The sequence below is a fragment of the Bacillus capparidis genome, from assembly GCF_017832095.1.
In the GTDB taxonomy this organism is placed as follows: Bacteria; Bacillota; Bacilli; order Bacillales; family Bacillaceae; genus Bacillus; species Bacillus gobiensis.
Genome location: NZ_JAFDST010000001.1, coordinates 268,549 through 293,721, shown reverse-complemented (window position 1 = coordinate 293,721; position 25,173 = coordinate 268,549). Strand labels below are relative to the sequence as shown.

Below are 25,173 nucleotides of genomic sequence, written 5' to 3'. Positions count from 1 at the left end.
TGGGGGGTGATTAGCTAACTATCAGCGGCAAGAAAAATCTACTATTTAAGGTTTCGCCTATTCTTTACTATATTCTTTTTGCTGATCAACATATGCATCGATCACCCGTTTAGAAATGTTTTTACTAATTCTGTCCTTGTCGCTTTGTACCCATGGCACGATAACGCTAAATGCCACTTGCGGATTTTCCGACGGATAATAGCCGGCAAAGGTTAAATTATACGTTTCACGGCCAAACCATTCACGATTCACATCATAATAGTGTGCTTGCGCCGTCCCGGTTTTGCCGGAAACATCGTTTGATCCGAACAGTCCGAAAGCCGTTCCTCCAGGTGAGCTGGTCACCATTTTGAACCCTTGCTGTACGCGTTCAATATCCTCATCACTGTTGTTAATTCTATTTAAGATATTCGGCTTGTTGTCCTTTAAGACAGGACCAATCGTTTCACCGTTGTCAGGCTGATGAACACTTGAAACTACCCGGGGCTGCACCCGATACCCGCCATTAGCAATGACTGAAACATATTGGGCAAGCTGCAATGGAGTATACGTATCATACTGGCCAATCGCCTCATCCAAAAGCAATCCACCGACCATCCTTGAATCTGACTTTCCTCCGGCCGCTTCATTCGGAAGATCGATACCAGTTGGAACTCCCAGTCCAAACTGGCTGTAATAGTTTCTCATCGTTTCTAGATCTTCGAAATCAGCTGGCAATGGGCCGTATGGGGTGTAGTTTACGCCGGCAATATTCATGGCGATTTCGAACATATAAACGTTCGAGCTTTGTTTTAGTGCCGTCAAATCATTAATCGTTCCCATTGTCTTCCACGACGACTTTGTTAATGTTCCTAAATGAAGCGGACGGTCTGTAAAAAATTGACGATGAGGTATACCAAATTGGTAACCCGCCAGGACTGTGGCACCTTTAATGGTAGAACCAATCTGATATTGCGTCGTAAACGCTCCGTACGAAAAATCATTCATCTTGCCAGTTTGATAATCGACTTTCTTTCCAGCCATAGATAAAACATCACCGTTATTCGGATCCATCATAACTACAAATGCGCGGTCAAGCATGTAGTTGCCTCGTCCGCGTGAAGCTCTTAATTCTTCTTCGATGATTTTTTCCACTTTCTTTTGAAGCTCCATATCAAAGGAAAGTTGCAGGTCATAGCCTCTTCTTCCCTTTTCAACCTCGGTTCTGCTGAGGATATTTCCATTATTGTCTTCCTCGAATTTGATCTTTGGTTTAACAGGGTTTAAATCTTCTTCGTACTGGTATTCAATGTAGCTTTTTCCGACCCTGTCGTTCCCGGCATATCCTCTCGTCTTATAGTAATCTTCCCGTTCCTTTAAAATTCCTTGCTCGGGTGACGTAATGTTGCCGAAAATAGACGAGAGTACGCCGCCAAACGGATATGACCTGGTCCAATCGGTAATAATATCTACCCCCGGCAGCTCATCCAAGTGTTCCGACACCTTTGAAACTTCCTCATACGTGAGCTTTCCGCCCGGATTATCTTTATCCGATTGTTTTTTGTCAGGGTCCATAGACGATACGATTTGCGGCTCATAATACGATCCACCTGCAAAACGCCTGAAGATTGCTACAATTTCGTATTCCTTTGGATCATTCTTTATTCTTTTCAGTTCACTTTCAGGAACCCTTTCCACCTGCAATGGATACGATTTCTTTGCTTCCAGCGTTTTTTCGCTTTCGCTTAATAATTTTTTGGCTTTCTCTGGATAAGCAACAAGCCAATAATCCCGCAAGTCCCGTTCTCTCAAAAAGCTGGGATCAATATTAATATACTCTGCAAGCTTTCTTGCAGTAGCCAGCATTTCATCCGGCTTCACATGCTTCTCCAATGTATAGCTAATAGCAGGAATGCTTTTATTGTCGACAACCACTTTATGGTTTCTATCATACATTTTCCCACGCGGAGCAGGATACGTTGCATAAGACGACTCTACCTTCGTTACTTCCTGGGTGTATTCCTCACCATGAACAATTTGAACAACACCAAGCCGAATAATAAGTGCAGAAAACAATGCGAATACGGCAAAGAAATAAAGGTTTATCCTAATGATTCTTGACCGTCTTTTCTTTTTGGCTTGATCAGGAGATTGACTTGAACCAGTCACTAATTTCGCTTCCCCTTTCCTAATCTTGTTATTTACGAGACCTGATAATATTGTAACATTATTGTAATGGATGTTACAGAAAGAAAGATGAAAATATCGTGTCAATCATAATTTTGAAGTAAAATTATCATTTCAACGTAAAACTTGGAAATATAAGATAAGACGTTTCACTAGATAGATAGGTTTCATTCTTGTTATAACAAAGTTTTTAAAGATTAATAGAAATAAATAACAATCAATAATTGTAATGGGGAATTATGGAGATATTATTACGAAAATCTCATGTTATGATTCTTGTGTAGAAAAAAACAGAGGAGGATTTATTACATGAAGAAAAGCATTTTACTTTCAGTTGCAACAGCAGCAGCTTTAGCTACATTCAGCGGGGTTAATCATGCAGATGCGCAAAACATATGCGGAGGCACTGCTAATCTTCAAACCTCTAAAGATATTAAGAACGTACAGAATGTTCAATCTGTAGATCAAGATAAATTACAGGCTCTATTAGATTCCTATATTAAAGAGGGAAAAATTCAGGGCCAAGCACCAAATGCTCAAGCGCCTAAGAAGGAAGCAGCTCAGCCTGCCCAACCACAAAAACCGGCAGAGCAAGCAGCTCCAAAAGCACCACAAAAGGAAACAGCTCAACCTAAGCAGCCTGCTCAAGCACCACAAAAGGAAGCAGCTCAGCCTAAACAGCCTGCTCAAAATGAACAAAAGCAAGCGCCAAGCAATTCATCTGTAAGTGCATTCGAAAAAGAAGTTGTTGAGCTAACAAATGCCGAAAGACAAAAGCAAGGGCTAAAACCTCTTGAACTAGACGAAGAATTGAGCAATGTTGCTCGTACAAAATCTCAAGATATGAAAGACAAAGGATACTTTGACCACAACAGCCCAACTTATGGTTCACCATTTGATATGATGAAGCAATTTGGCATCAGCTACAAAACTGCCGGTGAAAATATTGCCATGGGTCAACAAACTCCACAAGAAGTCGTTAATGCTTGGATGAACAGCCAAGGTCATAGAGAAAACATTATGAACCCTAGCTTTACCCACATTGGCGTAGGTTATGTAAAAGACGGCAACTACTGGACTCAGCAATTTATTGGAAAATAAGAATCAAGAACCTTAAAAAAACAGCCTTCATCGAAGGCTGTTTTTTATTATCTGGCAAGTATGTCGCAAACCAGCTGCATATTATTTTTGACGATGCCCTCTTAGCGGGTTGAAGGTTCACTTATTTCCAAAGCTTATAAATAGCTTGTGTACCGCTGTTTTCCTCTCCTAGCTCCACTAGCTTTTGATAAAGTGATTCAGCCAGCTCCAGCCCCGGCATTTTTTCTCCCATGAGCTCCGCTTCCTCTAATGCGATTCCGATATCCTTTAAAAAATGCTTAATGTAAAAGCCTGGTTCAAAGTCACCATTTAGCATGCGCGGCGCGAGATTGGACAATGACCAGCTGCCTGCTGCACCTGTCGTTATGCTTTTTAATACGTTCTCAGGATCAAGTCCGGATTTTTCCGCATACACCATGGCTTCAGCAACACCGATCATGCCGGCAGCAATCGCAATTTGGTTGCACATTTTCGTATGCTGGCCGCTGCCTGCAGGACCTTGATATTGAATATTTTCACCCATCGTTTGGAAAAGGGGAAGAAGTTCATCAAATGCCGATTTGTCTCCTCCCGCCATAATCGCAAGCTTACCATTTTTCGCACCGATATCTCCCCCGGAAACAGGCGCATCTATAGCGATCAGAGCTTTACTTTTCGCTTCCTCATAAATTTTTTTAGCAAGAGACGGCTTTGATGTGGTCATATCGATCAAGAAGCTGCCGCTTTTGGCGTGATTAATAATTCCATCTTCAGAAAAATAGACCTCTTCAATGTCTCGTGGGTATCCAACCATCGTGATAATGATATCAGACTCACTTGCAAGCCCACGAACGGACGATTTCCAACTCGCTCCTTTTTCAATAAGCTCATCTGCTTTCGATTTCGTTCTTGTAAACACATGAAGCGGATATCCATTATTCATGATATGTCCTGCCATACTGTTACCCATTACACCTAGACCAATAAAACCAACTGATTTTCCCATGAGAAGCCTCCTCTAAAATTTTTTTCTATTATACAGATTTCACAAATCCGCCGTCGATCAGAAGGGTTTGCCCAGTCATATATGTATTTTTTTCAGATAGCAAAAACGCCGCATATGCAGCAAAATCGTTTGGATCACCGTAGGAACCAAGAGGGATTTGCAATTCCGATTCCTTTTTTATCTGCTCTACGCTTTTTCCGAGCGTGTCCGCTTTATTTTGGTCCAAATAAGCAACGCGGTCGGTAGCGATTTTGCCGGGTGCAAGGGTGTTAATCAAAATATTGAATTCAGCAAGCTCTGTTGCCAACGTTTTTGTTAACCCGACGATTCCAAGTCGGAAGGTGTTTGATAAGAGAAGACCAGGGATTGGTTCTTTAACAGAAGAAGATGCTATATTTATTATTTTCCCGCCGTTTTTCTTTAAATACGGCAAAGCTTCCCGGATTAAGCGGACATAGCTGAGCAAATGAAGCTCAAATGAATCCTTCCAATCGTCATCTGTTAAATCAGCTATGCTTCCTCCTTTTGGGCCGCCCACATTGTTTACTAGGATATCAATCCTTTCGTGACGCTCCAAGGCAGCATGAATGAGCTGCTTTATGTCCTCGCTGTTTGAAAGGTCACAAACCCGGTAGTCGATCAGGCCGCTCCCTAAATACGAAAGCTCCTCTTTCACCTGCTTTAATGCTTGTTCATTTCGTCCGGATAAAATAACATGGGCTTGTTCTTTTGCAAGCTCTTCTGCGATCGCCTTCCCGAGTCCTTTACTGCTTGCAGCGACAATTGCAACCTTGTCCTTTAAATTTAAATCCATCTAAAAGCCCCCCTTTTTTCTTTATCTTATCATGAAAAAAGGGCTATGTCTGAATCAAGCGATTTTAAACTGCTTATAAATGAAAGAACTGATTTGTTCTTTTTGAACAGGCGGCGAATAAAAATACCCTTGAATTTTAAAACAATCGATGCTCGTCAGGAAAGTGAGCTGCTCTTCCTTTTCCACTCCTTCAGCAATAACATCCAGTTCTAAATAATCAGCCATCGTAACAATGGTTTTAATAATTGATCTGAACTTTTGATCGGTAACGATCTCATCAATAAAGCTTTTGTCGATTTTAATCCGGTCGATTGGAAGCTTATTGATGTAATTTAATGAACTATAACCGGTTCCGAAATCATCCATGCTGATTTCAATCCCAAGCTGTTTTATCCTGGAAAACTGATCGATTACATACTTGTCATCCATGATCATGACAGACTCAGTGATTTCCAGTTCAAGATAGCGGGCATCGATGTCAAATTCAGTTAATGTGTCTTTTATAAATTGATAAAGGTTTTTATGGGCAAAATGAAGCTGTGAAATATTAACTGAAACTCTGAAAGGAAATTCCAGCCTGTCAGACCATTCTTTAATGTGTTCACAAATTTTTTTGAACACACGCTCTTCCAATTCATTAATAAGCCCGTATTTTTCAGCGATTGGAATAAACACGCTCGGCGGAATAACTCCTTTTTGCGGATGAATCCACCTGGCCAATGCTTCAACGCCGATCATTTTTTTAGTTACGCTATGAATTTTCGGTTGGTAATCGACATAAAAACAGTCCTGTTGCAGGGATGACCTCAGTTCCTTTTCCAACCGGAGCTCATCTAACCTCTTCTCGTCAAGCTCAGGAATATACAAAATACACTTACCTTGGATTCCTTAGCGCTTTGCATAGCCGTCTCACCAAGACGAGTCAATTGGTCGAATTGTTTTGGCGTTTTTGCGTCAGAAAATGCAACTCCAATAGATGCAGTGAGATCACATTTTGTGTTGTTAATGCAAAATCCTGTTTTTAATTGTTCTGCTATTTCTTCAGCAAACGCGGCTGCTCCGTCAGCAGTTAACCTTGTTGATAAAATGACAAATTCATCACTTTCATTTCGAGCCACCGTATCTTTTCCTTTTACAATTATTTGTTTTAACCTTTTTCCTATTTCGATGAGCAGATCATTACCAAAGGACATGCTATATAAATCATTCCATTTTTTGAAATTATCGATATCGATATGAAAGTACGAATGCTGCACTCCTTCTGTTGTAGATTGCAGAAGAAATTGCTGTAAAAGATAATTTTTGTTATATAAACCCGTTAATTGATCGTAAAATGCTGCAAAAGCGATCTCTTCATCTTTTTTCCGGATTTGAGAAATATCTTCTGCAATTACAATAACACCTGGTGTATCATTTTTCACGTTACTCGGAATCATGTTTGCACGAAGCAGAATTGATCTTCCCGATTTATTCTGCAGCGAAAAATGAAAGCTTGACGAAACGCCATTTAAAGCTTGGAGAAAATTCTTTTGAAAGAGCATGCGATCCTTTTGATCAATCAGTTTTAAGAGATTAATATTTTTTAACAAATCCGGTTCAATATTCAAAATCAATTAGCGCCATGCGATAATCACCAGCTTACTGTAGAAATGATACTTTACTATCGTTATCGGCTAAATTTTTTATAAATAAAGGGATGCACCTGAACTTTTTAAGGTATTTCAATATTAGCCCGTTAACCTTAACTGAGGTTAATGATGGGGCTGATTTGACCAGCAAATATTTTCTATGCCCGCATTAAAAGATTTTTTATAATAAAAAGAAAGGCGGGGTGACTAAGAATGATAAAAGAATTATTTGTAAAAAGCGAAAACGGTTATGAAAAAATGATAATCCGCAATTATGACTATTCGGCAGCTTTACAATCCCTGCAGCAAACATGCTTTCCTCCCCCATTCCCCGAAGAGCTTTTATGGAGCAAGGAGCAGCTGGATTCCCATGTCCGTCACTTTAATGAGGGAGCGATGTGTGCTGAAATAAATGGCCGGCTAGTCGGAAGCATGACAAGCTTAATTGTTGCATTTGATCCATCGAAACCTGGACATACGTGGGAGGAAGTAACGGATAATGGTTTTATTCGAACTCATAATGAAAATGGGAACACTTTGTATATCGCAGATATTTCAGTTGATCCTGAATACCGAAAGCTTGGTATCGGAAAATGGCTGATGCAAACGATGTATGAGCTCGTTGTACATAGAAGGCTTGAACGTCTTCTTGGCGGAGGGTGAATACCATTGTATCATCAGGTGAAAGACACGATGACGCCGGAGGAATATGTCGAATCGGTACTGCAAGGCTTACGGAAAGATCCGGTGCTATCGTTTCTTATTCAATGCGGCAGGGTTCCTACTGGGGTTGTGAGAAACTATTTAGACGATGAGGAATCGGTGAATTACGGGGTTCTTATGGAGTGGAAAAATCCTTTTTTATATGATTAATACGGCTTGAAACTCGTTCTTTTTTCATTTTACTTCTTAATTGGGCTGAATATTTATGGATTCTAGCAGGAAACGGAACATCTATTATTTCTGTCAGTTCACCTAATAATAAAAATCATCCCTGTTCCTTAAAAATTAAAACAGCCAAGATTATAATTATTATACGGTATGTCCTCTATTAATTGTATTGAAAAGGATACTAAAATTGGATAAAAAAACGGCCAAATCAAGTGATTTGGCCTTACGTGTTAAACATTGAATGTTTCTTTAACAAATGATACTACTTCCTCAGTTGAGCTCATGGAAAGGATTTTTTCTTTGAATGATTCAGCTTCTGCTTTTGATAGCTTGCTGATTTGTGTTCTTGCTGGAAGGATTGATGTTGCACTCATCGAGAATTCATCTAATCCAAGTCCCAGCAATATAGGAATCGCTACTTCATCTCCAGCCATTTCACCGCACATTCCAACCCATTTCCCTTCCTTATGGGCTGCTTCTATAACGAGTGTAATCAATCTCAGTATGGCAGGATTATACGGTTGATATAAGTAAGACACGCGTTCGTTCATACGGTCTGCTGCCATTGTGTATTGAATGAGGTCATTCGTTCCAATACTGAAAAAGTCGACTTCTTTCGCAAATTGATCAGCTAAAACCGCTGTAGAAGGAATCTCAACCATGATACCGATCTGTATATCATCGCTGACTTTATGCCCTTCATTCAAAAGCGTTTCTTTTACTTCAAGCAGTAAAGATTTTGCTTCTTTAAATTCATTGACAGTAGCAATCATCGGGAACATAATCCGTAAATTTCCATATGTACTCGCTCTGAGCAATGCACGAAGTTGAGTTTTAAAAATGTCTTGTTCCTCAAGGCACAGTCTGATGGCCCTAAATCCGAGGAATGGATTCATTTCTTTTGGCAGGTGCAAATATGGAAGTTCCTTGTCTCCGCCAATATCAAGCGTTCTTACAACAACCGGCTTTCCTTCCATTTGCTCCAAAACTGATTTATACGCATCAAATTGCTCTTCTTCAGTCGGAAGCTGGTCTCTGCCCATATAAAGGAATTCGGTACGATAAAGGCCTACCGCTTCGCCGCCATTCTCAAGAACACCTTTGACGTCAGCAGGTGTACCGATGTTCGCAGCAAGTTCCACATGCTGTCCGTCTGTAGTTACAGTTGGTTCATTTACGAGCTTCGCCCACTCTGCTTTCTGTTCTAAAAATTTGTCGTTTTTCGCCTTATATTCTGCGATCGCATCTTCTGATGGGTCAACGATTACTTCTCCGCTAATCCCGTCAACGATAACCAATTTTCCATTTTCGATTTCCTGGGTAGCCTTTTTCGTGCCGACTACTGCCGGGATTTCTAAAGATCTGGCCATAATCGCTGAATGTGAGGTGCGTCCACCGATATCTGTTGTAAAACCTTTGACAAATTCTCTGTTAAGCTGAGCAGTATCAGAAGGAGTCAAATCTTCCGATACGATAATCACTTGCTCGGAAATCAAGCTCGGATTTGGGATCTCCACACCAAGCAAATGCCCGATCACACGTTTTGTCACGTCTCGAATATCGGCAGCTCTTTCTTTCATATACTCATTATCCATTGATTCAAACATACTAACGAACATATCAGCGGTTTCTCTTAAAGCAAATTCTGCATTGACTGATTCGGAGCTGATTTTTTCCTTTACAGGGTTCAAGAGCTCCGGATCGCTTAATACGAGCAAATGCGCGGAAAAAATATCGGCTTTGTCTTGTCCAAGTTCTTTTAACGCATGAGCCTTGATGACTTCCAGCTCTTTTTTTGAGTTTTCAACCGCTTGAGCAAATCGCTCGATTTCAGCCTCCGAGTTTGTAACGGCTTTCTTTTCTACTGATAAATCCGGCTCTTCCAGGCGGTAAGCCTTTGCAATTGCAATGCCTGCAGAAGCACCGATCCCCTTTAGTTCCAACATTATTCCCCTAGTCCTTCACTCTTCATTGTTTCTTCAAGTGCGCTAAGTGCATCATTTTCATCTGATCCAGCTGCAGAAATTGTAATTTCAGCACCTTTTGCAATGCCAAGAGACATAACACCCATGATAGACTTTAGGTTCACTGTTTTTCCATTATACTCAAGGTTAATATCTGAGTCATATTTGCTTGCAGTTTGAACTAAAACTGTTGCGGGACGTGCGTGGATACCTGAATCTGCAGTTACTTTAAATGTCTTTTGTGCCATATTATACCGATCTCCTTTTTGCTATGCTTAATATACGCTCACAATATTACATCATACATCCGTAGTTGTCATCTGACAAGTGATCCATTTTAACAAAATTCTTTGTTTTTCGCTAAAATTGTTATTGTTTGTTGATAGTTTGACCTAAATGGCTGAATTCATCACAATAAAAATTAACTTTTCATTTTTATGCAGCAAAAGACCCACCTAACAATTATGATAGATCCCAACCTTAGTGTTATTTGATGATCATTTGATCCTTAGGATAGCTTGTCATTGTTTCGAAGCCGTCATTGGTAATCAAAATATCATCCTCTATCCGGACGCCCCCGACCTCAGAAAGGTAGATCCCCGGTTCGATTGTAAATGCCATTCCCTTTTCTAAAAGCAAATCATTCGTATGAGTGATAGACGGATATTCATGAACGGAAATTCCTAACCCGTGCCCGAGACGATGTGGGAAATAATCCCCGTATCCGCTTTCTTCAATGATTTCTCTTGCTTTTTTGTCTAGGTCACCTATCCGAACCCCGGGCTTACACATCTTTAACGCAGACGTTTCTGCATGTAATACGGTGTTGTAAATGTCGTTCTGCTTCTCATCCATATGCTTATAGGCAAAAGTTCTTGTAATATCCGAGCAATACCCTTCGAAAACTACTCCTAGATCAAATAGAACGAAATCTCCTTCTTTTAACTGCTCTAAGCCGGGATTTCCGTGAGGCTTGCTCGATTTTTCTCCAAAGAGGACCATCGTCGAAAATGACATGTCTTGAATTCCTTTTTTCTTTAATTCAAATTCTATTTTTGCTAAAACATCCATTTCGCTAACTCCTGCTTTAATCGCACTTACACCGACTTCAACACCATAGTCAGCAAGCTTGGCAGCTTCTCTCAAAATCTCTATCTCGCGCTTGTCTTTTACCAGCCTTTCTTCTTTCAGCTTTCCGTCAACTGAAACAAATTCGGCTCCGGAAAAAACCGATTTCAGAGCTTCTGCATGTGCATATGATATCTCTTCCGTTTCAATAGCTGCAGCTTCGATTGCCAGCTTTCTTTTTTCCAACTCTATTTTCACGAGATGCCAGGGGTTTTCATGATCTCCGTAGCCAATAATCTGATGATTCCAACCAGCCGTTCTAGCCTGCTCGACTTCCATGTTCGGACAGAGAAAAAAAGGCTCTTCATCCGGAAAAAGAAACACACCCATTACTCTTTCATGTGGATTTGTCAAAAAACCAGTCAAGTAAAAAACGTTTTCTTTTGAGTGGATAAATGCACAATCTGCCCCTTGATTTTTTAACCAATTTGATATTTTTTCAATGCGATCCATCGCGATTCAACTCCATTTATTAACGTTTCATTATTGTAGCATGATGTAAGTCACATGAAAAAGCGCAAAAGCACATACATTATAAAGGAATACACCCGAATTTTTTGGTATACTGAGTTGGAGATCGGATGAAACAGGAGTTGAGGTCTGCATTGAAAAAATTTTTGAATAAAAGTGTTGTGTCTCTCTTATGCTTTAGCGGACTATCAGCTCCAGCACTTAGCATATTGTTAGTTGAATACTATGATTTCAGTTTCTTTTACGGTTGTGCGATCGGATTCCTCTGCTTCCTCGTTTCGTTTATAATCGTAATGAAGCGTCCCGATAATGAAAAGAAAAAAATAAACGCGATAGAAAGAGATTCTTGAATATCAAAAAGATAAGCCGGCCTTATAAAGTACCAGCTTCTTTGTGCTTATGATTTTAACAGCCTTAATCCATTCAGAATTACTAATATGGTACTGCCTTCATGACCTATGACTCCTAAAGGTAAATCTAAAATTTGCAGGAAATTTGAACAAATGAGCAGACAAATGACTGCCATAGAAAAGATAATGTTTTGCTTAATAATTTGATTCATTTTTTTTGAGAGTTTGACCATTCTTGTCAAGCTTGATAAATTGTTTTTTATGAGCACAAGATCCGCTGTTTCAAGCGCCACGTCTGTTCCTCCGCCCATTGCAATTCCGACGTCTGCTGTAGCAAGTGCGGGAGCGTCATTTATCCCGTCACCGATCATAGAAACAGTGCCGTGGGCTTCACGGAGCTTTTTAATTTCATCTGCTTTATTTTCAGGAAGGCAATCAGAAATCACAACTGATATTCCTGCATCCTTAGCTATTGCAAGGGCAGTTTCCCGGTTGTCCCCCGTAAGCATAGCGGATTTTATTCCCATTTTCGTTAGTACTTGTATCGCTTCTTTTGCTTCCTGCCTGATCTTATCCTTCAAGGCGAAGCATGCAACAATTTCAGTATTTTTCTTTACAAAAACCAACGTGTACCCTTTTGTCTTCGTATCATTGGCTTGACGCTGAAGAAACAATTCTGCTTCCTTCTTGCCTACAAAAGCATCCCTTCCCACGGTCCATTTCTCACCATTGATTTGTGCAGAAACACCAAATCCCGAGGTTTCTTCAATCGACAGTGTCTCGTATTGTGTGTCATTATTTTTGTTTATAAAACGAACGATTGCCTTTGCAAGCGGATGGGACGACTGGTTTTCAATTGATGCTACTGCTGTCAAAACTACTGTGCTATCCTCATCGGCACTGGCAATAAAAGCTTCTACCTCAGGGGTGCCGGTTGTGATCGTTCCCGTTTTATCAAACGCAACGACTTTTGTATCTCCTAAACTTTCAAGGAATTTTCCGCCTTTAATTAATAAACCGTTTCTCGCTCCGTTCGAAATCAGCGATAAAAATGCCGGCGTAATGGAGGCAACAAGAGCACAAGGTGAAGCTACAACCATAAACACCATGGCCCGGTAAAATGTTTCATTCAAGCTCCAGCCCAGCAGGAAATGGGGAAGAATAAGCAGAACTGCCGTGACAGACAAAACGGCATTCACATAAATCCCTTCAAATTTTTCAATAAATTTTTGGGATGGCGATTTACTTGATTGCGCAGCTTCAACCAGTTTTACTATTTTCTTAAACAGGGAATCTTCATTTTTTTTCGTCACTTCAATCGTGAGTGAGCCGTTTAAGTTTATCGTTCCTGAAAAAACGGCGTCACCTTCGCCTTTTTCCGCAGGAACTGATTCTCCAGTAAGTGCTGCTTCATTTATACTGGAATTCCCCGATTTAATAAGTCCATCTGCTGCAATTTTCTCACCGGGTTTTACTAATATGTGCTCCCCAACGGATAGTGCGGCTGCTGAGATAACCCGGGTATTTCCGTTTGACAACAGAACGGCTTCTTCTGGTTCGAGAGCCATGATAGAGGTTAAATCCTTTTTACTTTTGTTCATAGTGTAGGTTTCAAGGGCCCCGCTCAAAGAAAAAATAAAAATCAGGACCGCGCCTTCAGCCCAATAACCAATAAGAGCGGATCCGATAGCAGCGAAAATCATCAAAAGCTCCACATTTAATTTTTTGCTTTCCAGTGTGGCTTCGATCCCTTCTTTCGCTTTAGCAAAACCGCCAATTATAAATGCGCTGATAAATAAAATAGCTGACAAAGCAGGGGATTCGTTATAAAACCAGCCTAAGAAAATAAGTATTCCAGAGACAATTGCTGCAATGAGTTCGATATGCTGAAAGAATACAGACATTCTGGCCTGATTAAAATATGTGGTGTGCTCATGTAAACTGCTCGTTTTTTCTGACAAACCCAGTACCCCCTTTAAATAAAGTGAATCTTTGTAATCGTTTAAGGAATACTTAAAGTTTATCATATCTCCATTTATTTTCAAGTGATAATTATTACAATTACTAATTGATAATAATTATTAATAATAAAAGCTCACTTTCATCTGCCTCTACGGCTTAATAAAAGTGAGCTTTTAAACAACTCTTATCTTGGGATTTTTTTTGCTGACCAGCTGTGCAGTTGATCCGACGTCATAGGACCGACAATCACATTTTCAAGCTTTCCATCTTCATTATATAAATAAGTCGTTGGAATGGTGACAATTCGGTACAAATTCATGAACCTTCCATCCGGATCTAAGACAACCGGCAGAGTAAGATGATACTCTTTTAAAAATCTGCTTACAGACTCCTTGCTCTTTTCCTGTGAGGTTAAATTGACTGTAATCAGCTGAGTACGATTTTTATTCTCCTCATAGAATTTTTGAAATTGAGGCAGCTCTTCTTTGCATGGCGGACACCACGATGTCCAAAAATGCACAGCAGTTTTCTTTCCTTTTTCGGGGATGATCATTTTTCCCCCGTCAATCGTAGTTGCATGTATTTCAGCCTGTGCTGCTTCGACGGGCCAACTGATAAGAAAGAGCAAGGGAATACATGTGAGTGCGGCGATCAGTCGATTGAGCATAGCAATAGCTACTCCTTTTATTTTTTATCTTACCCAGGATACCGAATCGCACTCATATTTTATTTGCTGCAGCATTTGGCTTATCCATCATAAAGATCGTCATATTCAACTCTTTGCATATCGTCAAATAATGCATGCTGGTTAAAAGAATGACTCCCATATTCATGCCTAAAATAATGCCTGTCATTTGAAACTCGCTCATCGAACCAAGAAAATACATCATTAGGAATGATATAACGGAAGCCCAGACGTTATGATAAAACGCGTCTTTTACGAGCCCCATCCCGATTAAACAGGCTTGAAACGGCATGACAAAAAAGTGAAAGAGAAAATACGGCCATAAAAGCTGTAAATAAACCGATGCTTCCGGGGAATCGAAAAATAAATGAGTCAAAGGTTCAGCAAATTGGTACATGACCCATACAGCAGGAACGCCATAGCCCAGTGTGATAAAAACAGCCTGTCTAAGCCTCTGAATTACTTTGGCATATTCTCTTCTGGAATAGGCTTCGGATATGCTTGGGATCAATACTGTCAGCAGGGCATGGCCGATAAATGCCGGGAAAAAGCCAATCGTCAACGCAACACCGGCAAGCATGCCGTACTGGTCGATCGTTGATGTACCGGCTACACCGCCTGCTAACAGGGCAGCCTTAACTAAGAACGGTTCAATCGCATTCATGACAGCGTGAAAAATTCTCAATCCTGTCGTGGGGATCGAAACCGAAAGCAGTCTTTTTCTTACGTCCTTCCCGCGAAGATAAATTTTTTGGTTCTTTTGCAGCGTCCTTTTTTTGATGACATATTGAGAATACAGGTAAATGAGAACCACTACTTCACTTAGTACCAGCACACATAATGAAATAAGCACAGAAGTATCGTCCTCAAATGAGAACCAGGAAAAAATGAGAAACAAGCAAAACAGCTGTATCGTTTTTCTTAGCAGGTTCGAGATTGCGATTCTGCCCATTTGCTGGACGCCCATAAAATAGCCCCTGGCGATCGAGCTAAATGCAATTGTCGGAATAAGTGCGATCACCAATCCTTTTATTAACGGATGATAATGATCAAAAACCGGTATCAAAGGAAGGGCCACAATTGCGACAACTGTAGATATGCTTGTATACAAAACGGTTAATCGGAACGCATGCCTCAGCATGCTTGCGTGAAGCTTCTGTTCAGATTCTGCAATAAATTTAGCAATTGATATTGGCAGCTCCAAACTAGAAATAACCACTAGAAGTATAATGGTCGGCAAGATGCTCATGTACAAGCCCATCCCATGCTCTCCAAGTTCTCTTGCCAATATAATGTTAATGAAAAATTCCAGACATTCTCCAAAAAATGCTGCAATTGATAACAGTAATACTCCCTTTGCAAATCGATTCATATGGACGCTCCTTGTCTCGTGATTCGTAATATCATATGAGACAAGATATAAATTTATTTTATATTTAAAGAACAATTACAAATCTTCTCAAATTCGTGGGTATTTGTTATTCAATGACACCTGATTGTGTTATATTTACATCAACATCGAAGTCCACTTTAAGCTGATCGTAATCTCTGTATAAGTCCTCTTTATTGTAGTGTCCTGTTTTCCATTCGATTTGCTCTGAAATAGCTAAAGGATCAATTTTCAAGTCTCTGAACGTATGAATAAGCTCAGTACACTTATTCTTTATATCTTTTTCAAACTTCCTTTCAATTCCCTTCAATTTTTTCCTATCCAGTTTATTCCCGGTATATTCCTCTATAATCCCCGTTACTTTTATCGTATATTTCACATCATGAATATCATTATTTATCAGTGAAAAAGTTCTTTTTGAAGCAATGCTCCTGATAGCTGCTTTTGTTTTTTCTTTAAGAGTTACAGTATGTTCGCCTTTCACATGGCCGTCGGTCAATAACTTAAAAAAGAAAAGATGGTCCCTTCCGATCTCTCCTATCATAGTTTGACCTTTGAATAATGCCAGTCCGTCTATTTCAATTGAATCCTTGCGGTTGAGAGAAAGAATCGGAAGATAGACGTCACCGCCTGTCAAATTAAGTAAAAATAAAAATACATGCAAATTCGTTCTTGGCAAGTCCCCATATTCAATATTTTGCTCGATCATGGAAGATATAAAATACGGAGTCCCCTTGCGGCCATAATATTTTGACAGCACCTCTTCCGCTTTATTTCTGCTTATGGCCAGGTATATTCGCGAACCTACTTTCGGGTCACGCTGCAGTGCATCAATCTGCTCAGAAATCCCCCGTTCAGCCAATACTTTGTTAAAGATGACTGTTGTAAGCTTTCCTCTGCCCAGCGGAGAATCGGATTGTTTTTCCAAATCACTGATAATGTCCCGGCTGATATCTGATACCGCAGTAAGAATATCATCTTTTACAGGCTGATCTTTTTCATAAATCGGACTGACAGCTATACCTTTAATCAATCCCGGCTCATACGGATCAAAGCCCAAGCCTTGAATCAACGAAAGATCGTCAAGTGTCATTTTTTGCACACCTGAAATTAGCAAAAGACATAGGCTGACGATAATAACGATATACTTCATTATTATGCCCCCCTCCATTTTCTCGCTAAAATCTGCAGAATAAACAATAAAGGAATATAAGAGATCAAAAAATAGAAACCTACATTTCCTAAAATGGTATTAAATTGATTAACTATCTCCCTGGAATTTAAACTATACAAACTGAGAAAAATGATTGCTAAAATGATATAAACAGCATTTTTCTGCTCGATGTGAAACAGCTCTCTCCATAAACGGCTTGCACACCAAACGCCTAAGCAGAGATTAGGCAATATCACAAGGCACCACGCGGCAATCCCGATGTATTCGAACCGCTCGACGAAAGGAAGCTCAATGACTTTCCAAATCGAAAGAGTCGCCCAAATATTTTTTTCAAGCTGCGCTGTACTAAAGAAAATAATGGCTGAAGCCATCCATACCAAATAAACAACAGTAGTAAAAAGAAGAGACGCATGAGCCCACGGTTCGGATTTTTTCGGATTTTTAATAAATGGAAAGTAGACTAACAGCGCTTCAAAGCCGAGAACTGATAGAGACATTTGTTTTGCACCAAGCAATATATCCACTAAGGGAACATTCAACACCGGATAAAACCGCCCAAAGACACCAAATTCAATTGTGCTTAAAAAAGTAAGAAGTAAAAAACTTGGAATAACGACTCCTAAAAAACAAATTCCCGTCACGACACGAAATCCCCCAAGCACAGCATAGAGGACTAGCACAAGCAATAAGAATGAAAAAATATTCGTGTTTATTGTGGCAAACATCCACACCTGAGTGACTTCAACATAAGTCCGCAATACATTAACTGCCTGCGCGATAAAGTAAATGCTCAGCAAAAACGTAAAGACCGACCCTAGTCGTACTCCCGCGATTTGATTATGGACAGACAGAATATTATTACCATTCGAGTTTTCGAAAAGCCGATAAATAAGCCAGACAATAAGGTGCGTCATAATGCCTGCGATCAAAACAGATATCCAAGCATCATGTTTAGCATGCTTTGCGATAAGTCGTTGAAACCCAAGAATCCCAACACCATATTGCATGCCATGGATCAAGAAAAACACAAAGTACGGCGATACTTGAAACTTTTCAGACACTTTGGGCATTTTTTCGCACCTCCTATTTCTGATTACCGTCATTTTTTTTCTTCACATTTGCTATATTAAACTTTCCGATTCTTTGCGGCCGCAAAAATACAGGACGCTTATACATTTTTGAAAACGGCGCTCTAAAAATCGCATCCTTAATATCGTTAGGCCGCATTGGAAAAATCGGCTCAAGGTACGGTCTCCCCAATGACGTCAATTTCAGCAAATGAACCATTAGAAAACTTAGTCCGTAGACAATCCCGAGGAGGCCGTATTGATTGGCTAATAAGAGTAATGGAAAACGCAAAATGCGAATGGTATTGCCCATGTTATAAACGGGTGTTGTGAAGGATGCAAGAGCGGTTAACGCTACTACGATCAATAAAATATTGCTCGTGAGACCAGCTTCAACCGATGCCGTTCCGATAACAATACCGCCCACGATACCGATCGTCTGCCCGACTTTGGTCGGGAGTCTTGCCCCCGCTTCACGAAGCAGCTCGATCGTCAATTCTAAAAAAATCGCTTCAAGAATCGGCGGGAACGGTACATCTCTCCTCGAAGTAATGACCGTATTAAGCAAATCTCTCGGAACAAGTTCGTAATGATAATTGAGCACAGCAACATAGACAGGTGTGATCAATATCGAAAATGTGACAGAAAATAACCTGACGATACGAAAAAACGATGCGACAATCCAGTTGTAATAGTAGTCATCGAACGCAGCAAAAAACTCGACAAATGTCGTCGGCCCTATTAATAACTGGGGAGAACCATTGACTGCAATGGACACTTTCCCTTCGGCGAGCGCCGCCGCAATTCTGTCCGGTCTCTCTGTATCCAAAAGCTGCGGAAAGGGAGAATATTTATTATCGCTTATCAGCTGGGTAATCATCGAGCTGTCATTAATCAAATCAAAATCTATATCATTCAGCCGCTGCCAAACGGTTTGTACATTATCTGGGTCTGCTATCCCTTCAATATACATTACTGCTATTTTTGTAGAGGAAAGATTGCCGACTTGTGTTTCTATCACCTGCAATTCACTTGTCGCCAATCTTTTTCTTATGAGGTTTATGTTTGTGTCAAGTGCTTCGACAAACGATTCTTTCGGTCCGATTACACTGAATTCAACCTCTGGCAATGTAACACTTCGGTTATTGGACACAGGCGCTTTAATAACAGCTGCAGGTGACCCGTATTCAGTCAAGGCGATAATAATATATCCTCCGAGTGCTTTTTGCTTAATCATATCGGTATCTATCGTAATGACTATATCCTCAATAGGAACAATCTTTGAAATGTCTTCAAGCGAGCTCCACTCTTTGTGGGAAAGAGGGGTTAGAATTAATTTTTCTAAAACGGCCGGATCAACCATTGTCCGATAATAGCTTAACCAAAACCGGATATCTTTCCCGTGAATTACCATCTGTAAAAAATCAGTGGAATTTTTTAAATTAGTCATCATTTCAATCATGTTTGGCTTTTTCTCGCCATTTTCATATCTCAATACAAGTATCCCTCCCCCCACTTTTTGCTTAGATTGCGTAAAAAAAACGAGATTATGCAAATAGGGGCTAAAAGGAAATTTTGCAGTATTGACAAGCAGTTAATTGATAATTTTTCAGAGGGAAATTGACGTTTTCCTGTAAAAAATCGATTTTCCTCTTCAATAACGTCTTTTTAACTTTAATCCTATCCGCCCTACAATAAATTTACCGCGGAATTGATAGAAGCGCGCTTCTCATAAGAGAGGCATTACAAATTGACGTATGAGCAGATTTTAAAAGACCATGAGAGAATGATTTTTTACCTGTTAAAGCATTTGAACATTTATAAAGACAGAGACGAATATATTCAAATTGCCTATATCGCACTTTGGGAGTGCACGATTGCTTTTGATCCGAAAAAAGGAAACTTTTCTTCCTTTGCATTTGCATCGGTTCGCGGAAAGCTGATCAATGAATTGAAAAGAAGGAGAAAGCACGAGGAAAGAAATGAGTATAAAGAAGTAGCTGCGTCATATTATGAGACGCCATTTATCGAACTAGTCGATGAGTGGGAAAGAAAAGCAGAAGAAAAAAAGCTGACAGACCTTCAAAAGAAATGGCTTTTTTCCGCAATTCGCGGAGAAACACTGCAAGAAATCGCTGAAAGGAACAATTGCTCGGTCGCCGCAGTCAAATCGTGGAGAAAACAGGCTTTAAAAAAGCTTGGCATAAAAAGAAAACAAAAATAAACTTATTTCAGCAAGCAGATACTTCGGGAACACGCAGATGGAGATCTATTCCACTTGCGTGAAATATCATGCCTGACTTTGCTAGAGGATGTGAACTTATCATAAAGCAAATTAGGGGGGAAGATCCCCCCCTAATCTATTTTCGAGTCCACATGATACTCAAATACGATATGACCGCCATGCCGGGCAATTCCCCGGAATTGCTGGAAATCGGGCTGTTCAATAAGCACCTCTCGAAAGGAGAGAAAATCATCTTTTTCAATATACAGCTGCTCCACTTCTCTTATTCGCAGTTTTTCAAGCTGAAAAACCGCCATTTCACGATCCATTTACATCCCTCCAAGAAATTAATATAACACCTGATATTGACTTGAACAATCTAATTAGCTTTGCACATCCAGAGTTTTTCCTTTACAACTAAGACAAAATATTGCAAAATACGTTCAATAGGGTTGATTTATATTCAAGGAGTGATATCAATGAAAATTGCAAAAGTGGGTAACGTGATTGAATTTAAAAACGGAATGACTGGAGTAGTTGAAAAAGTAAATGAAAATTCGGTTATAGTCGATGTAACCATTATGGATAATTATAGAGATTTGGAGCTTGATTCCTTAACGGTAGTTAACCATAAAAATTATAAAATTATTAAAGAATCCGTCTAGTACAATATCCCCCGCCTTTTTTGCCTCATTTAGAGCAACATTTTTTATTGAACTGCAAAAATCAATACCGCCTCTTCTAACTCTTAAGAAGATGGATTATTTTTAAATGCTGCCCTATTAAGATTTATGAGCTTTTTTTACAATGAAACAACATATTCTTTTTCATCGGATCGATCAACATAGGGTGGCAATTGTATTATAATTATGTTAGTATGAACTGAAACCATTTTACTAATACTCGAAAGCACCTCTATTCGCCTCCTGAATAGAGGTGTTTTATTTTTGGCAAAAATAAAAAAAGGCTCCACCGAGCCTTTTTTACTTATATTTTTTGAACGTTAGATGCTTGAGGTCCGCGTTGGCCTTGCTCAACTTCAAATGAAACTTCTTGACCTTCATCTAGTGATTTGAAGCCATCACTTTGAATAGCAGAGAAGTGAACGAATACATCGTCTCCACCCTCACGCTCAATAAATCCAAATCCTTTTTCTGCATTAAACCATTTTACTTTACCTTGTTCCATTGTTGTTTCCTCCTAGTGCATTCTTCGCACTGCTAGATACTACTCTTGCTCTGTGTTAAGACCGAACAAAAATAATTCCTTTTAATCATAGCAGAAGCAGCGGCACATAGCAAGGTATTTAAGGATGATGTGCAGGACAAGGATGATGAATTAGACTTGGGAATAATTCATTATTTCAATTCAATCTCACTTTGCCGGCCGTCCCCACATTTCATGGATGGGTCTTAAGGACATTTGTAATCAATCTGCTACCGATTATCCACCTTTTCCGGATACAAATCATGGTTCATTAGCCGGTGGGCTGCCATTTCTTCATATTTCGTCCCTGGCTTGCCGTAATTCGTATACGGATCAATCGAGATCCCGCCTCTTGGGGTAAATTTCCCCCACACTTCGATGTAGCGGGGATCCATCAATTCAATTAAGTCATTCATAATGATATTCATGCAATCCTCATGAAAATCGCCATGATTGCGAAAGCTGAACAAGTATAGCTTCAACGATTTGCTTTCAACCATTTTTTGATCCGGGATATAGCTGATATAGATCGTAGCAAAATCAGGCTGCCCTGTCATTGGACATAACGATGTAAACTCCGGACAATTAAATTTAACAAAATAGTCTCGATTAGGATGTTTATTTATAAAAGATTCTAAGATTTCCGGTTTATAGCTGAACTCATAGGATGTTCCTCGGTTTCCAAGGAGCGAAACTCCTTCGAGCTCTGATTTTTTTCTAGACATGATTCACCCTTCTCTCCCTATTAGTTATACTCCTCTTTTATTCCCCCATATTAAGGTGTGAAGCTGGGGAAGAACGCGGACATTGGTTAAATCCTCATCCGCACAAACCTTTTCGACAAGCCCTTCATATTTTTCCAGAAGCTTTTGCGCTAAATCATTCGTATCCCGAGAATTCAGATCATCGTTTCCAACTTGCAGAAACAACGGGAGCCCGGGGTATTTCTGATGCACTCCTTTAGCAAACTCCAAATCTTCATCTGAAAAAATAACGATTTTCAAGGTTACACTTTGAAGACGATTCATTTTTTCTAACGATTCAAATATAGCTGTAAGCTTCGTAAAATCGCAAACCATTCCCGAGCTTGGCGGCTTCGGTGAAATGGTTAAATCATCGATATCCGCGAACCACTCCTGGAAGATACTCCCTTGTGTCTCAAGTGCAATTCGATAGCCTTTTTCTTTTAGCAATGCAGTCAATCCGCCAAGAGGTTTCAGCAAGGCGGGGTTGCCTCCGGAAATGGTGACGTGAGAAAAACACCCTCCTCCTGTCTCTCTAAGAGAATCGAGAACTTCATTTGGCTCAAGCCACTTGATATCTCCTTTTGCTGAACCATCCCATGTAAAAGCAGAATCACACCAGCTGCAGGAATAATCACAGCCCGCCGTCCGGACAAACATCGTTTTCTGCCCGATGACACTGCCCTCTCCCTGCACGGTCGGTCCGAATATTTCTAAAACGGGAATTGGTTTATTCATGGGCTTGCTCCTTTTTCGGCCGGTATACACAATAACTTGTCGGCGTCTCTCTCACGAAAACCTGGACGCAGACGGGCCGGTTGGACAATGTATTCAAATATGTTTCTACTGCATCATAAATCGATTTAGCCACGACCTCAGTCGTAGGAAACGAATAAGCATCTTCGCCTGAAAATTCAAGATGATCATTTAAAAGCGTATGATCGTATTTTCCATGGACGATTTTTTTTAACGTACTAAAATTAACCAAAAAACCGCAAGAATCCAGGGTATCTCCTGCAATCGTCAGATTTACCGTGTACGTATGGCCGTGGACGCGGCTGCACGCGCCCGCTTCTTCTCTCGGAATAAAATGTGCTGCAGAGATCTGCATGTCTTTATTCAATTCAAACGAATATGGATGAAATGCTTGAGGATACGTTTGTGAAAGCATTCTAATTTCCTCCTTTTTCATGTAAATATTCGTTTAACCCATTTTTCCTAAGCACACAGGCAGGGCATTCGCCGCATCCGTCAGCAATGATGCCGTTATAGCAAGTCAAGGTTTCATTTCTCACTAAATCCAGTGCATGAAGCTCATCAGCAAGCTTCCACGTTTCTTTTTTATTCAGCCACATTAATGGTGTATGAATGACAAAAGGCTTATCCATTGCCAAATTAACTGTCACGTTGCAGGACTTAATAAAAGAATCCCTGCAATCCGGATATCCGCTGAAATCTGTCTCGCATACACCGGTAACAATATGTCTGGCTCCGATTTGATAAGCCAGTATAGAAGCAAAGGATAAAAAGACTAAATTTCTGCCAGGGACAAACGTGGAAGGCAAGCCATCCTCATTCATTTTTATCTCCATTTCGTCTCTTGTCAGGGCATTAGGGGCCAATTGATTCAGCAAAGACATATCAAGCAAATGATTCTTAACGTTTAGCTTTTTGGCAATCTTTCCAGCTACCTCTGTTTCCAGCTGGTGCCGCTGGTTATAGTGAAAAGTAACAGTTTCGACTTCAGCAAACTCCTGAAGCGCCCACACAAGACAAGTTGTGCTATCCTGTCCTCCGCTAAATACAACAACTGCTTTTTCCTTCCTCATTTTTACTCCTTCTTTCGTATAACATATAAAAAACACCCTCCGTTTGAATGGAAGGTGTTCTAGCCATAAAAAACAAAAAGCCGCATCCAAGGATACAGCATGAGTCCTTAGTTTTTTATAGAGGGTTTTTCTAGAACCTCTCCCGTTTAGTTACACGGTATTTATTTATTTTGTAGACACGTTCGTTAGTTTAGCATATTTTAAGCTTGCTGCCAATGTGCTGCTTCTCATTTCAAGACGCTGTTGTCAGGTATTTTTTTAAACAATAAGAACAAGACAAAAAATATGCTAACATTTCCGAACAAAGGATAAATGGCAGTCAAGAGCTTCCCGTATCCTACGAGACTGATGCAATAAGCTATACCTAAAATCATGCAATAAATTACAATTCGATTGATGTTCACATATTTTCTGATCTGCTTCTCCATACCGTAAATGTTGCCGATGACAGAGGTGAAAATTTCCCCGAAAATAATTAATAGATAAATCATATGTATACTCCCGGATGAGATTTGCACGACATGAGCCATTGGAACGTCAAAAAAAAGAGTATCCGGCAGCGTCGTCATTGCCAAAAAAGAACAAAGCAAAATGACGGTTAAAATCCCTCCTCCCAAATACGCTCCTGCTTTTATTTGTTTCTCAGATTCTAATTCAGAAGCAACCGGGACAAGAACAGCTTGTGCAAGCGACAAATTAAAAGCGCCGTAGGAAATTGCTGAAACGATCCAGCCAACGTCTGATTTTTCTAAATCGACTACCCAAAATTGCGAGCCCAAGTCTTCATAAAACAAAAACGAATCCGTAAAGACAATCATCGTAAAGAGCATAAGCATCGGCACCACAAGGATATTCACTCCGAAAAGCCCATTTATTCCCCGCGAAAGAACCAGCAAGCAAATAGCAATCGTTAAAAGGATTCCGAAATGGGCAGAGGTATGAAGCTGTTCCTTGAAAATCGCTCCCGCTCCCGATAAAAGTACTGAGGTAACCCCGAATAAGATCAGCAGCAAAAAACCATTTACGACCGGGCCGATTGTTTTTCCAAAAAGAAATATGTTAAGCTCCCGATAAGACGCCGCTCTGATCCTTCTTGAAATGATCATCATTTTGGATCCTAAAAAAGTAAACATTATTCCGCTGATAAGGATACCCAGCATCCCTGCTGGTCCGAATTTCAAGAAAAACTCAACAATTTCTTTTCCAGTGGCAAAGCCTGCACCGACAACAGTCCCCACATAGACAAACGATAGTTGAATAGTAGAATTTCCCGAATGCTTCATTTGATTCCTCCGTGTGACAAGCCTTGATACAGCTTATGAGACAAGTAGCTTGAAAAGAAGAACATTTCATGGTTTACTTTTAAAAATATCCCGCATAAAGTGACCAGTAAGC

Annotated in this window: 24 protein-coding genes, 1 pseudogene and 1 riboswitch; of the genes and pseudogenes, 4 read left to right on the top strand and 21 right to left on the bottom strand. The window is 40.1% G+C overall.

Annotated features, from left to right (window positions below; all coding sequences use genetic code 11):
- Positions 1 to 57 precede the first annotated feature (57 nt).
- Entirely contained in the window at positions 58 to 2,148 is a 2,091-nt protein-coding gene (locus JOC74_RS01470; RefSeq protein ID WP_053602625.1) for a peptidoglycan D,D-transpeptidase FtsI family protein, read from the bottom strand.
- A 327-nt stretch (positions 2,149 to 2,475) separates the two neighbouring features.
- On the opposite strand from JOC74_RS01470, the gene JOC74_RS01465 reads away from it, so the two are divergent.
- Complete coding sequence (locus tag JOC74_RS01465) at positions 2,476 to 3,267, top strand: CAP domain-containing protein (RefSeq protein WP_053602624.1); 792 nt, start codon at positions 2,476 to 2,478, stop codon at positions 3,265 to 3,267.
- Between the two features lie 121 nt (positions 3,268 to 3,388).
- Here the strand turns inward: JOC74_RS01465 and JOC74_RS01460 are convergent, their stop codons facing one another.
- Genes JOC74_RS01460 through JOC74_RS01445 form a run of 4 tightly spaced genes read right to left on the bottom strand, consistent with a single transcriptional unit; the run spans position 3,389 to position 6,673 of the window.
- A complete protein-coding gene (locus JOC74_RS01460; protein WP_053602623.1) occupies positions 3,389 to 4,252 on the bottom strand; it encodes an NAD(P)-dependent oxidoreductase in 864 nt (287 codons plus the stop codon).
- Positions 4,253 to 4,280: 28 nt separating this feature from the next.
- Positions 4,281 to 5,066, bottom strand: a complete 786-nt coding sequence (locus tag JOC74_RS01455) for an SDR family oxidoreductase (protein WP_053602622.1) — start codon at positions 5,064 to 5,066, stop codon at positions 4,281 to 4,283.
- Positions 5,067 to 5,120: 54 nt separating this feature from the next.
- The gene (locus JOC74_RS01450) at positions 5,121 to 5,888 is read right to left on the bottom strand and encodes a putative bifunctional diguanylate cyclase/phosphodiesterase (RefSeq protein ID WP_158320291.1); all 768 of its coding nucleotides are present in this window, start codon (positions 5,886 to 5,888) and stop codon (positions 5,121 to 5,123) included.
- Positions 5,889 to 5,899: 11 nt separating this feature from the next.
- Complete coding sequence (locus JOC74_RS01445; RefSeq protein ID WP_211086025.1) at positions 5,900 to 6,673, bottom strand: GGDEF domain-containing protein; 774 nt, start codon at positions 6,671 to 6,673, stop codon at positions 5,900 to 5,902.
- 234 nt (positions 6,674 to 6,907) lie between these two features.
- On the opposite strand from JOC74_RS01445, the pseudogene JOC74_RS01440 reads away from it, so the two are divergent.
- A pseudogene (locus JOC74_RS01440) lies at positions 6,908 to 7,567 on the top strand (GNAT family N-acetyltransferase).
- Positions 7,568 to 7,815: 248 nt separating this feature from the next.
- Here JOC74_RS01440 and ptsP read toward each other — a convergent pair.
- The 9 genes from ptsP to JOC74_RS01395 all read right to left on the bottom strand — a co-directional run bounded on the left by ptsP (position 7,816) and on the right by JOC74_RS01395 (position 19,229).
- On the bottom strand, positions 7,816 to 9,531 hold the full coding sequence (gene ptsP / locus JOC74_RS01435) for a phosphoenolpyruvate--protein phosphotransferase (RefSeq protein ID WP_053602619.1): 1,716 nt from the start codon (positions 9,529 to 9,531) through the stop codon (positions 7,816 to 7,818).
- On the bottom strand, positions 9,531 to 9,797 hold the full coding sequence (locus JOC74_RS01430; RefSeq protein ID WP_053602618.1) for a phosphocarrier protein HPr: 267 nt from the start codon (positions 9,795 to 9,797) through the stop codon (positions 9,531 to 9,533). The genes ptsP and JOC74_RS01430 overlap by 1 nt, the downstream gene beginning before the upstream one ends.
- 238 nt (positions 9,798 to 10,035) lie before the next feature.
- Positions 10,036 to 11,130 (bottom strand): M24 family metallopeptidase, encoded by a 1,095-nt coding sequence (locus JOC74_RS01425; protein WP_053602617.1) that lies wholly within the window; start codon positions 11,128 to 11,130, stop codon positions 10,036 to 10,038.
- 415 nt (positions 11,131 to 11,545) lie between these two features.
- The gene (locus JOC74_RS01420; RefSeq protein WP_053602615.1) at positions 11,546 to 13,459 is read right to left on the bottom strand and encodes a heavy metal translocating P-type ATPase; all 1,914 of its coding nucleotides are present in this window, start codon (positions 13,457 to 13,459) and stop codon (positions 11,546 to 11,548) included.
- A gap of 185 nt (positions 13,460 to 13,644) precedes the next feature.
- Positions 13,645 to 14,127 (bottom strand): endospore biogenesis thiol-disulfide oxidoreductase StoA, encoded by a 483-nt coding sequence (gene stoA / locus JOC74_RS01415; protein WP_053602614.1) that lies wholly within the window; start codon positions 14,125 to 14,127, stop codon positions 13,645 to 13,647.
- Positions 14,128 to 14,179: 52 nt separating this feature from the next.
- Positions 14,180 to 15,517: a polysaccharide biosynthesis protein gene (locus JOC74_RS01410; RefSeq protein WP_053602613.1), complete on the bottom strand. Its 1,338-nt coding sequence runs from the start codon at positions 15,515 to 15,517 to the stop codon at positions 14,180 to 14,182.
- A 106-nt stretch (positions 15,518 to 15,623) separates the two neighbouring features.
- Positions 15,624 to 16,688, bottom strand: coding sequence for a Ger(x)C family spore germination protein (locus JOC74_RS01405; RefSeq protein ID WP_053602612.1), 1,065 nt, complete (start codon positions 16,686 to 16,688; stop codon positions 15,624 to 15,626).
- Positions 16,689 to 16,690: 2 nt separating this feature from the next.
- Complete coding sequence (locus JOC74_RS01400) at positions 16,691 to 17,779, bottom strand: GerAB/ArcD/ProY family transporter (RefSeq protein ID WP_053602611.1); 1,089 nt, start codon at positions 17,777 to 17,779, stop codon at positions 16,691 to 16,693.
- A 13-nt stretch (positions 17,780 to 17,792) separates the two neighbouring features.
- Positions 17,793 to 19,229 carry a spore germination protein gene (locus tag JOC74_RS01395; RefSeq protein ID WP_376773345.1) on the bottom strand — a complete coding sequence of 479 codons (1,437 nt, stop codon included), beginning with the start codon at positions 19,227 to 19,229 and terminating at the stop codon, positions 17,793 to 17,795.
- Between the two features lie 297 nt (positions 19,230 to 19,526).
- Here JOC74_RS01395 and JOC74_RS01390 point away from each other — a divergent pair, with 297 nt between their 5' ends.
- Positions 19,527 to 20,000, top strand: coding sequence for a sigma-70 family RNA polymerase sigma factor (locus JOC74_RS01390; protein ID WP_053602610.1), 474 nt, complete (start codon positions 19,527 to 19,529; stop codon positions 19,998 to 20,000).
- 131 nt (positions 20,001 to 20,131) lie between these two features.
- On the opposite strand, the gene ykzS is transcribed toward JOC74_RS01390, so the two are convergent.
- Positions 20,132 to 20,329, bottom strand: coding sequence for a protein YkzS (gene ykzS, locus JOC74_RS01385; protein WP_053602609.1), 198 nt, complete (start codon positions 20,327 to 20,329; stop codon positions 20,132 to 20,134).
- Between the two features lie 150 nt (positions 20,330 to 20,479).
- Here ykzS and JOC74_RS01380 point away from each other — a divergent pair, with 150 nt between their 5' ends.
- The gene (locus JOC74_RS01380; RefSeq protein ID WP_053602608.1) at positions 20,480 to 20,665 is read left to right on the top strand and encodes a YkvS family protein; all 186 of its coding nucleotides are present in this window, start codon (positions 20,480 to 20,482) and stop codon (positions 20,663 to 20,665) included.
- A gap of 322 nt (positions 20,666 to 20,987) precedes the next feature.
- Here the strand turns inward: JOC74_RS01380 and JOC74_RS01375 are convergent, their stop codons facing one another.
- From JOC74_RS01375 to JOC74_RS01350, 6 genes are all read right to left on the bottom strand, one after another.
- The gene (locus JOC74_RS01375) at positions 20,988 to 21,188 is read right to left on the bottom strand and encodes a cold-shock protein (protein WP_053602607.1); all 201 of its coding nucleotides are present in this window, start codon (positions 21,186 to 21,188) and stop codon (positions 20,988 to 20,990) included.
- A 248-nt stretch (positions 21,189 to 21,436) separates the two neighbouring features.
- The gene (queF, locus tag JOC74_RS01370) at positions 21,437 to 21,934 is read right to left on the bottom strand and encodes a preQ(1) synthase (protein WP_098945194.1); all 498 of its coding nucleotides are present in this window, start codon (positions 21,932 to 21,934) and stop codon (positions 21,437 to 21,439) included.
- Between the two features lie 21 nt (positions 21,935 to 21,955).
- The gene (gene queE / locus JOC74_RS01365) at positions 21,956 to 22,687 is read right to left on the bottom strand and encodes a 7-carboxy-7-deazaguanine synthase QueE (protein ID WP_053602605.1); all 732 of its coding nucleotides are present in this window, start codon (positions 22,685 to 22,687) and stop codon (positions 21,956 to 21,958) included.
- A complete protein-coding gene (gene queD / locus JOC74_RS01360; protein ID WP_053602604.1) occupies positions 22,680 to 23,120 on the bottom strand; it encodes a 6-carboxytetrahydropterin synthase QueD in 441 nt (146 codons plus the stop codon). Before queD ends, queE begins: the two co-directional genes overlap by 8 nt.
- 1 nt (position 23,121) lies before the next feature.
- Complete coding sequence (gene queC, locus JOC74_RS01355; protein ID WP_053602603.1) at positions 23,122 to 23,778, bottom strand: 7-cyano-7-deazaguanine synthase QueC; 657 nt, start codon at positions 23,776 to 23,778, stop codon at positions 23,122 to 23,124.
- 101 nt (positions 23,779 to 23,879) lie between these two features.
- Positions 23,880 to 23,924, bottom strand: a riboswitch (PreQ1 riboswitch).
- Between the two features lie 81 nt (positions 23,925 to 24,005).
- On the bottom strand, positions 24,006 to 25,061 hold the full coding sequence (locus JOC74_RS01350; RefSeq protein ID WP_053602602.1) for a YkvI family membrane protein: 1,056 nt from the start codon (positions 25,059 to 25,061) through the stop codon (positions 24,006 to 24,008).
- Between the last annotated feature and the right edge of the window lie 112 nt (positions 25,062 to 25,173).

Coding starts and splice junctions, on each gene's coding strand:
- JOC74_RS01380 (WP_053602608.1), top strand. CDS start 20,480: ATGAAAATTGCAAAAGTGGGTAACGTGATTGAATTTAAAAACGGAATG.
- JOC74_RS01410 (WP_053602613.1), bottom strand. CDS start 15,517: ATGAATCGATTTGCAAAGGGAGTATTACTGTTATCAATTGCAGCATTT.
- stoA (WP_053602614.1), bottom strand. CDS start 14,127: ATGCTCAATCGACTGATCGCCGCACTCACATGTATTCCCTTGCTCTTT.
- JOC74_RS01375 (WP_053602607.1), bottom strand. CDS start 21,188: ATGGAACAAGGTAAAGTAAAATGGTTTAATGCAGAAAAAGGATTTGGA.
- queD (WP_053602604.1), bottom strand. CDS start 23,120: ATGCTTTCACAAACGTATCCTCAAGCATTTCATCCATATTCGTTTGAA.
- JOC74_RS01425 (WP_053602617.1), bottom strand. CDS start 11,130: ATGGATCGCATTGAAAAAATATCAAATTGGTTAAAAAATCAAGGGGCA.
- JOC74_RS01400 (WP_053602611.1), bottom strand. CDS start 17,779: ATGCCCAAAGTGTCTGAAAAGTTTCAAGTATCGCCGTACTTTGTGTTT.
- JOC74_RS01465 (WP_053602624.1), top strand. CDS start 2,476: ATGAAGAAAAGCATTTTACTTTCAGTTGCAACAGCAGCAGCTTTAGCT.
- JOC74_RS01455 (WP_053602622.1), bottom strand. CDS start 5,066: ATGGATTTAAATTTAAAGGACAAGGTTGCAATTGTCGCTGCAAGCAGT.
- ykzS (WP_053602609.1), bottom strand. CDS start 20,329: ATGGATCGTGAAATGGCGGTTTTTCAGCTTGAAAAACTGCGAATAAGA.
- JOC74_RS01460 (WP_053602623.1), bottom strand. CDS start 4,252: ATGGGAAAATCAGTTGGTTTTATTGGTCTAGGTGTAATGGGTAACAGT.
- JOC74_RS01350 (WP_053602602.1), bottom strand. CDS start 25,061: ATGAAGCATTCGGGAAATTCTACTATTCAACTATCGTTTGTCTATGTG.
- JOC74_RS01405 (WP_053602612.1), bottom strand. CDS start 16,688: ATGAAGTATATCGTTATTATCGTCAGCCTATGTCTTTTGCTAATTTCA.
- JOC74_RS01430 (WP_053602618.1), bottom strand. CDS start 9,797: ATGGCACAAAAGACATTTAAAGTAACTGCAGATTCAGGTATCCACGCA.
- queE (WP_053602605.1), bottom strand. CDS start 22,687: ATGAATAAACCAATTCCCGTTTTAGAAATATTCGGACCGACCGTGCAG.
- JOC74_RS01395 (WP_376773345.1), bottom strand. CDS start 19,229: ATGATGACTAATTTAAAAAATTCCACTGATTTTTTACAGATGGTAATT.
- ptsP (WP_053602619.1), bottom strand. CDS start 9,531: ATGTTGGAACTAAAGGGGATCGGTGCTTCTGCAGGCATTGCAATTGCA.
- queC (WP_053602603.1), bottom strand. CDS start 23,778: ATGAGGAAGGAAAAAGCAGTTGTTGTATTTAGCGGAGGACAGGATAGC.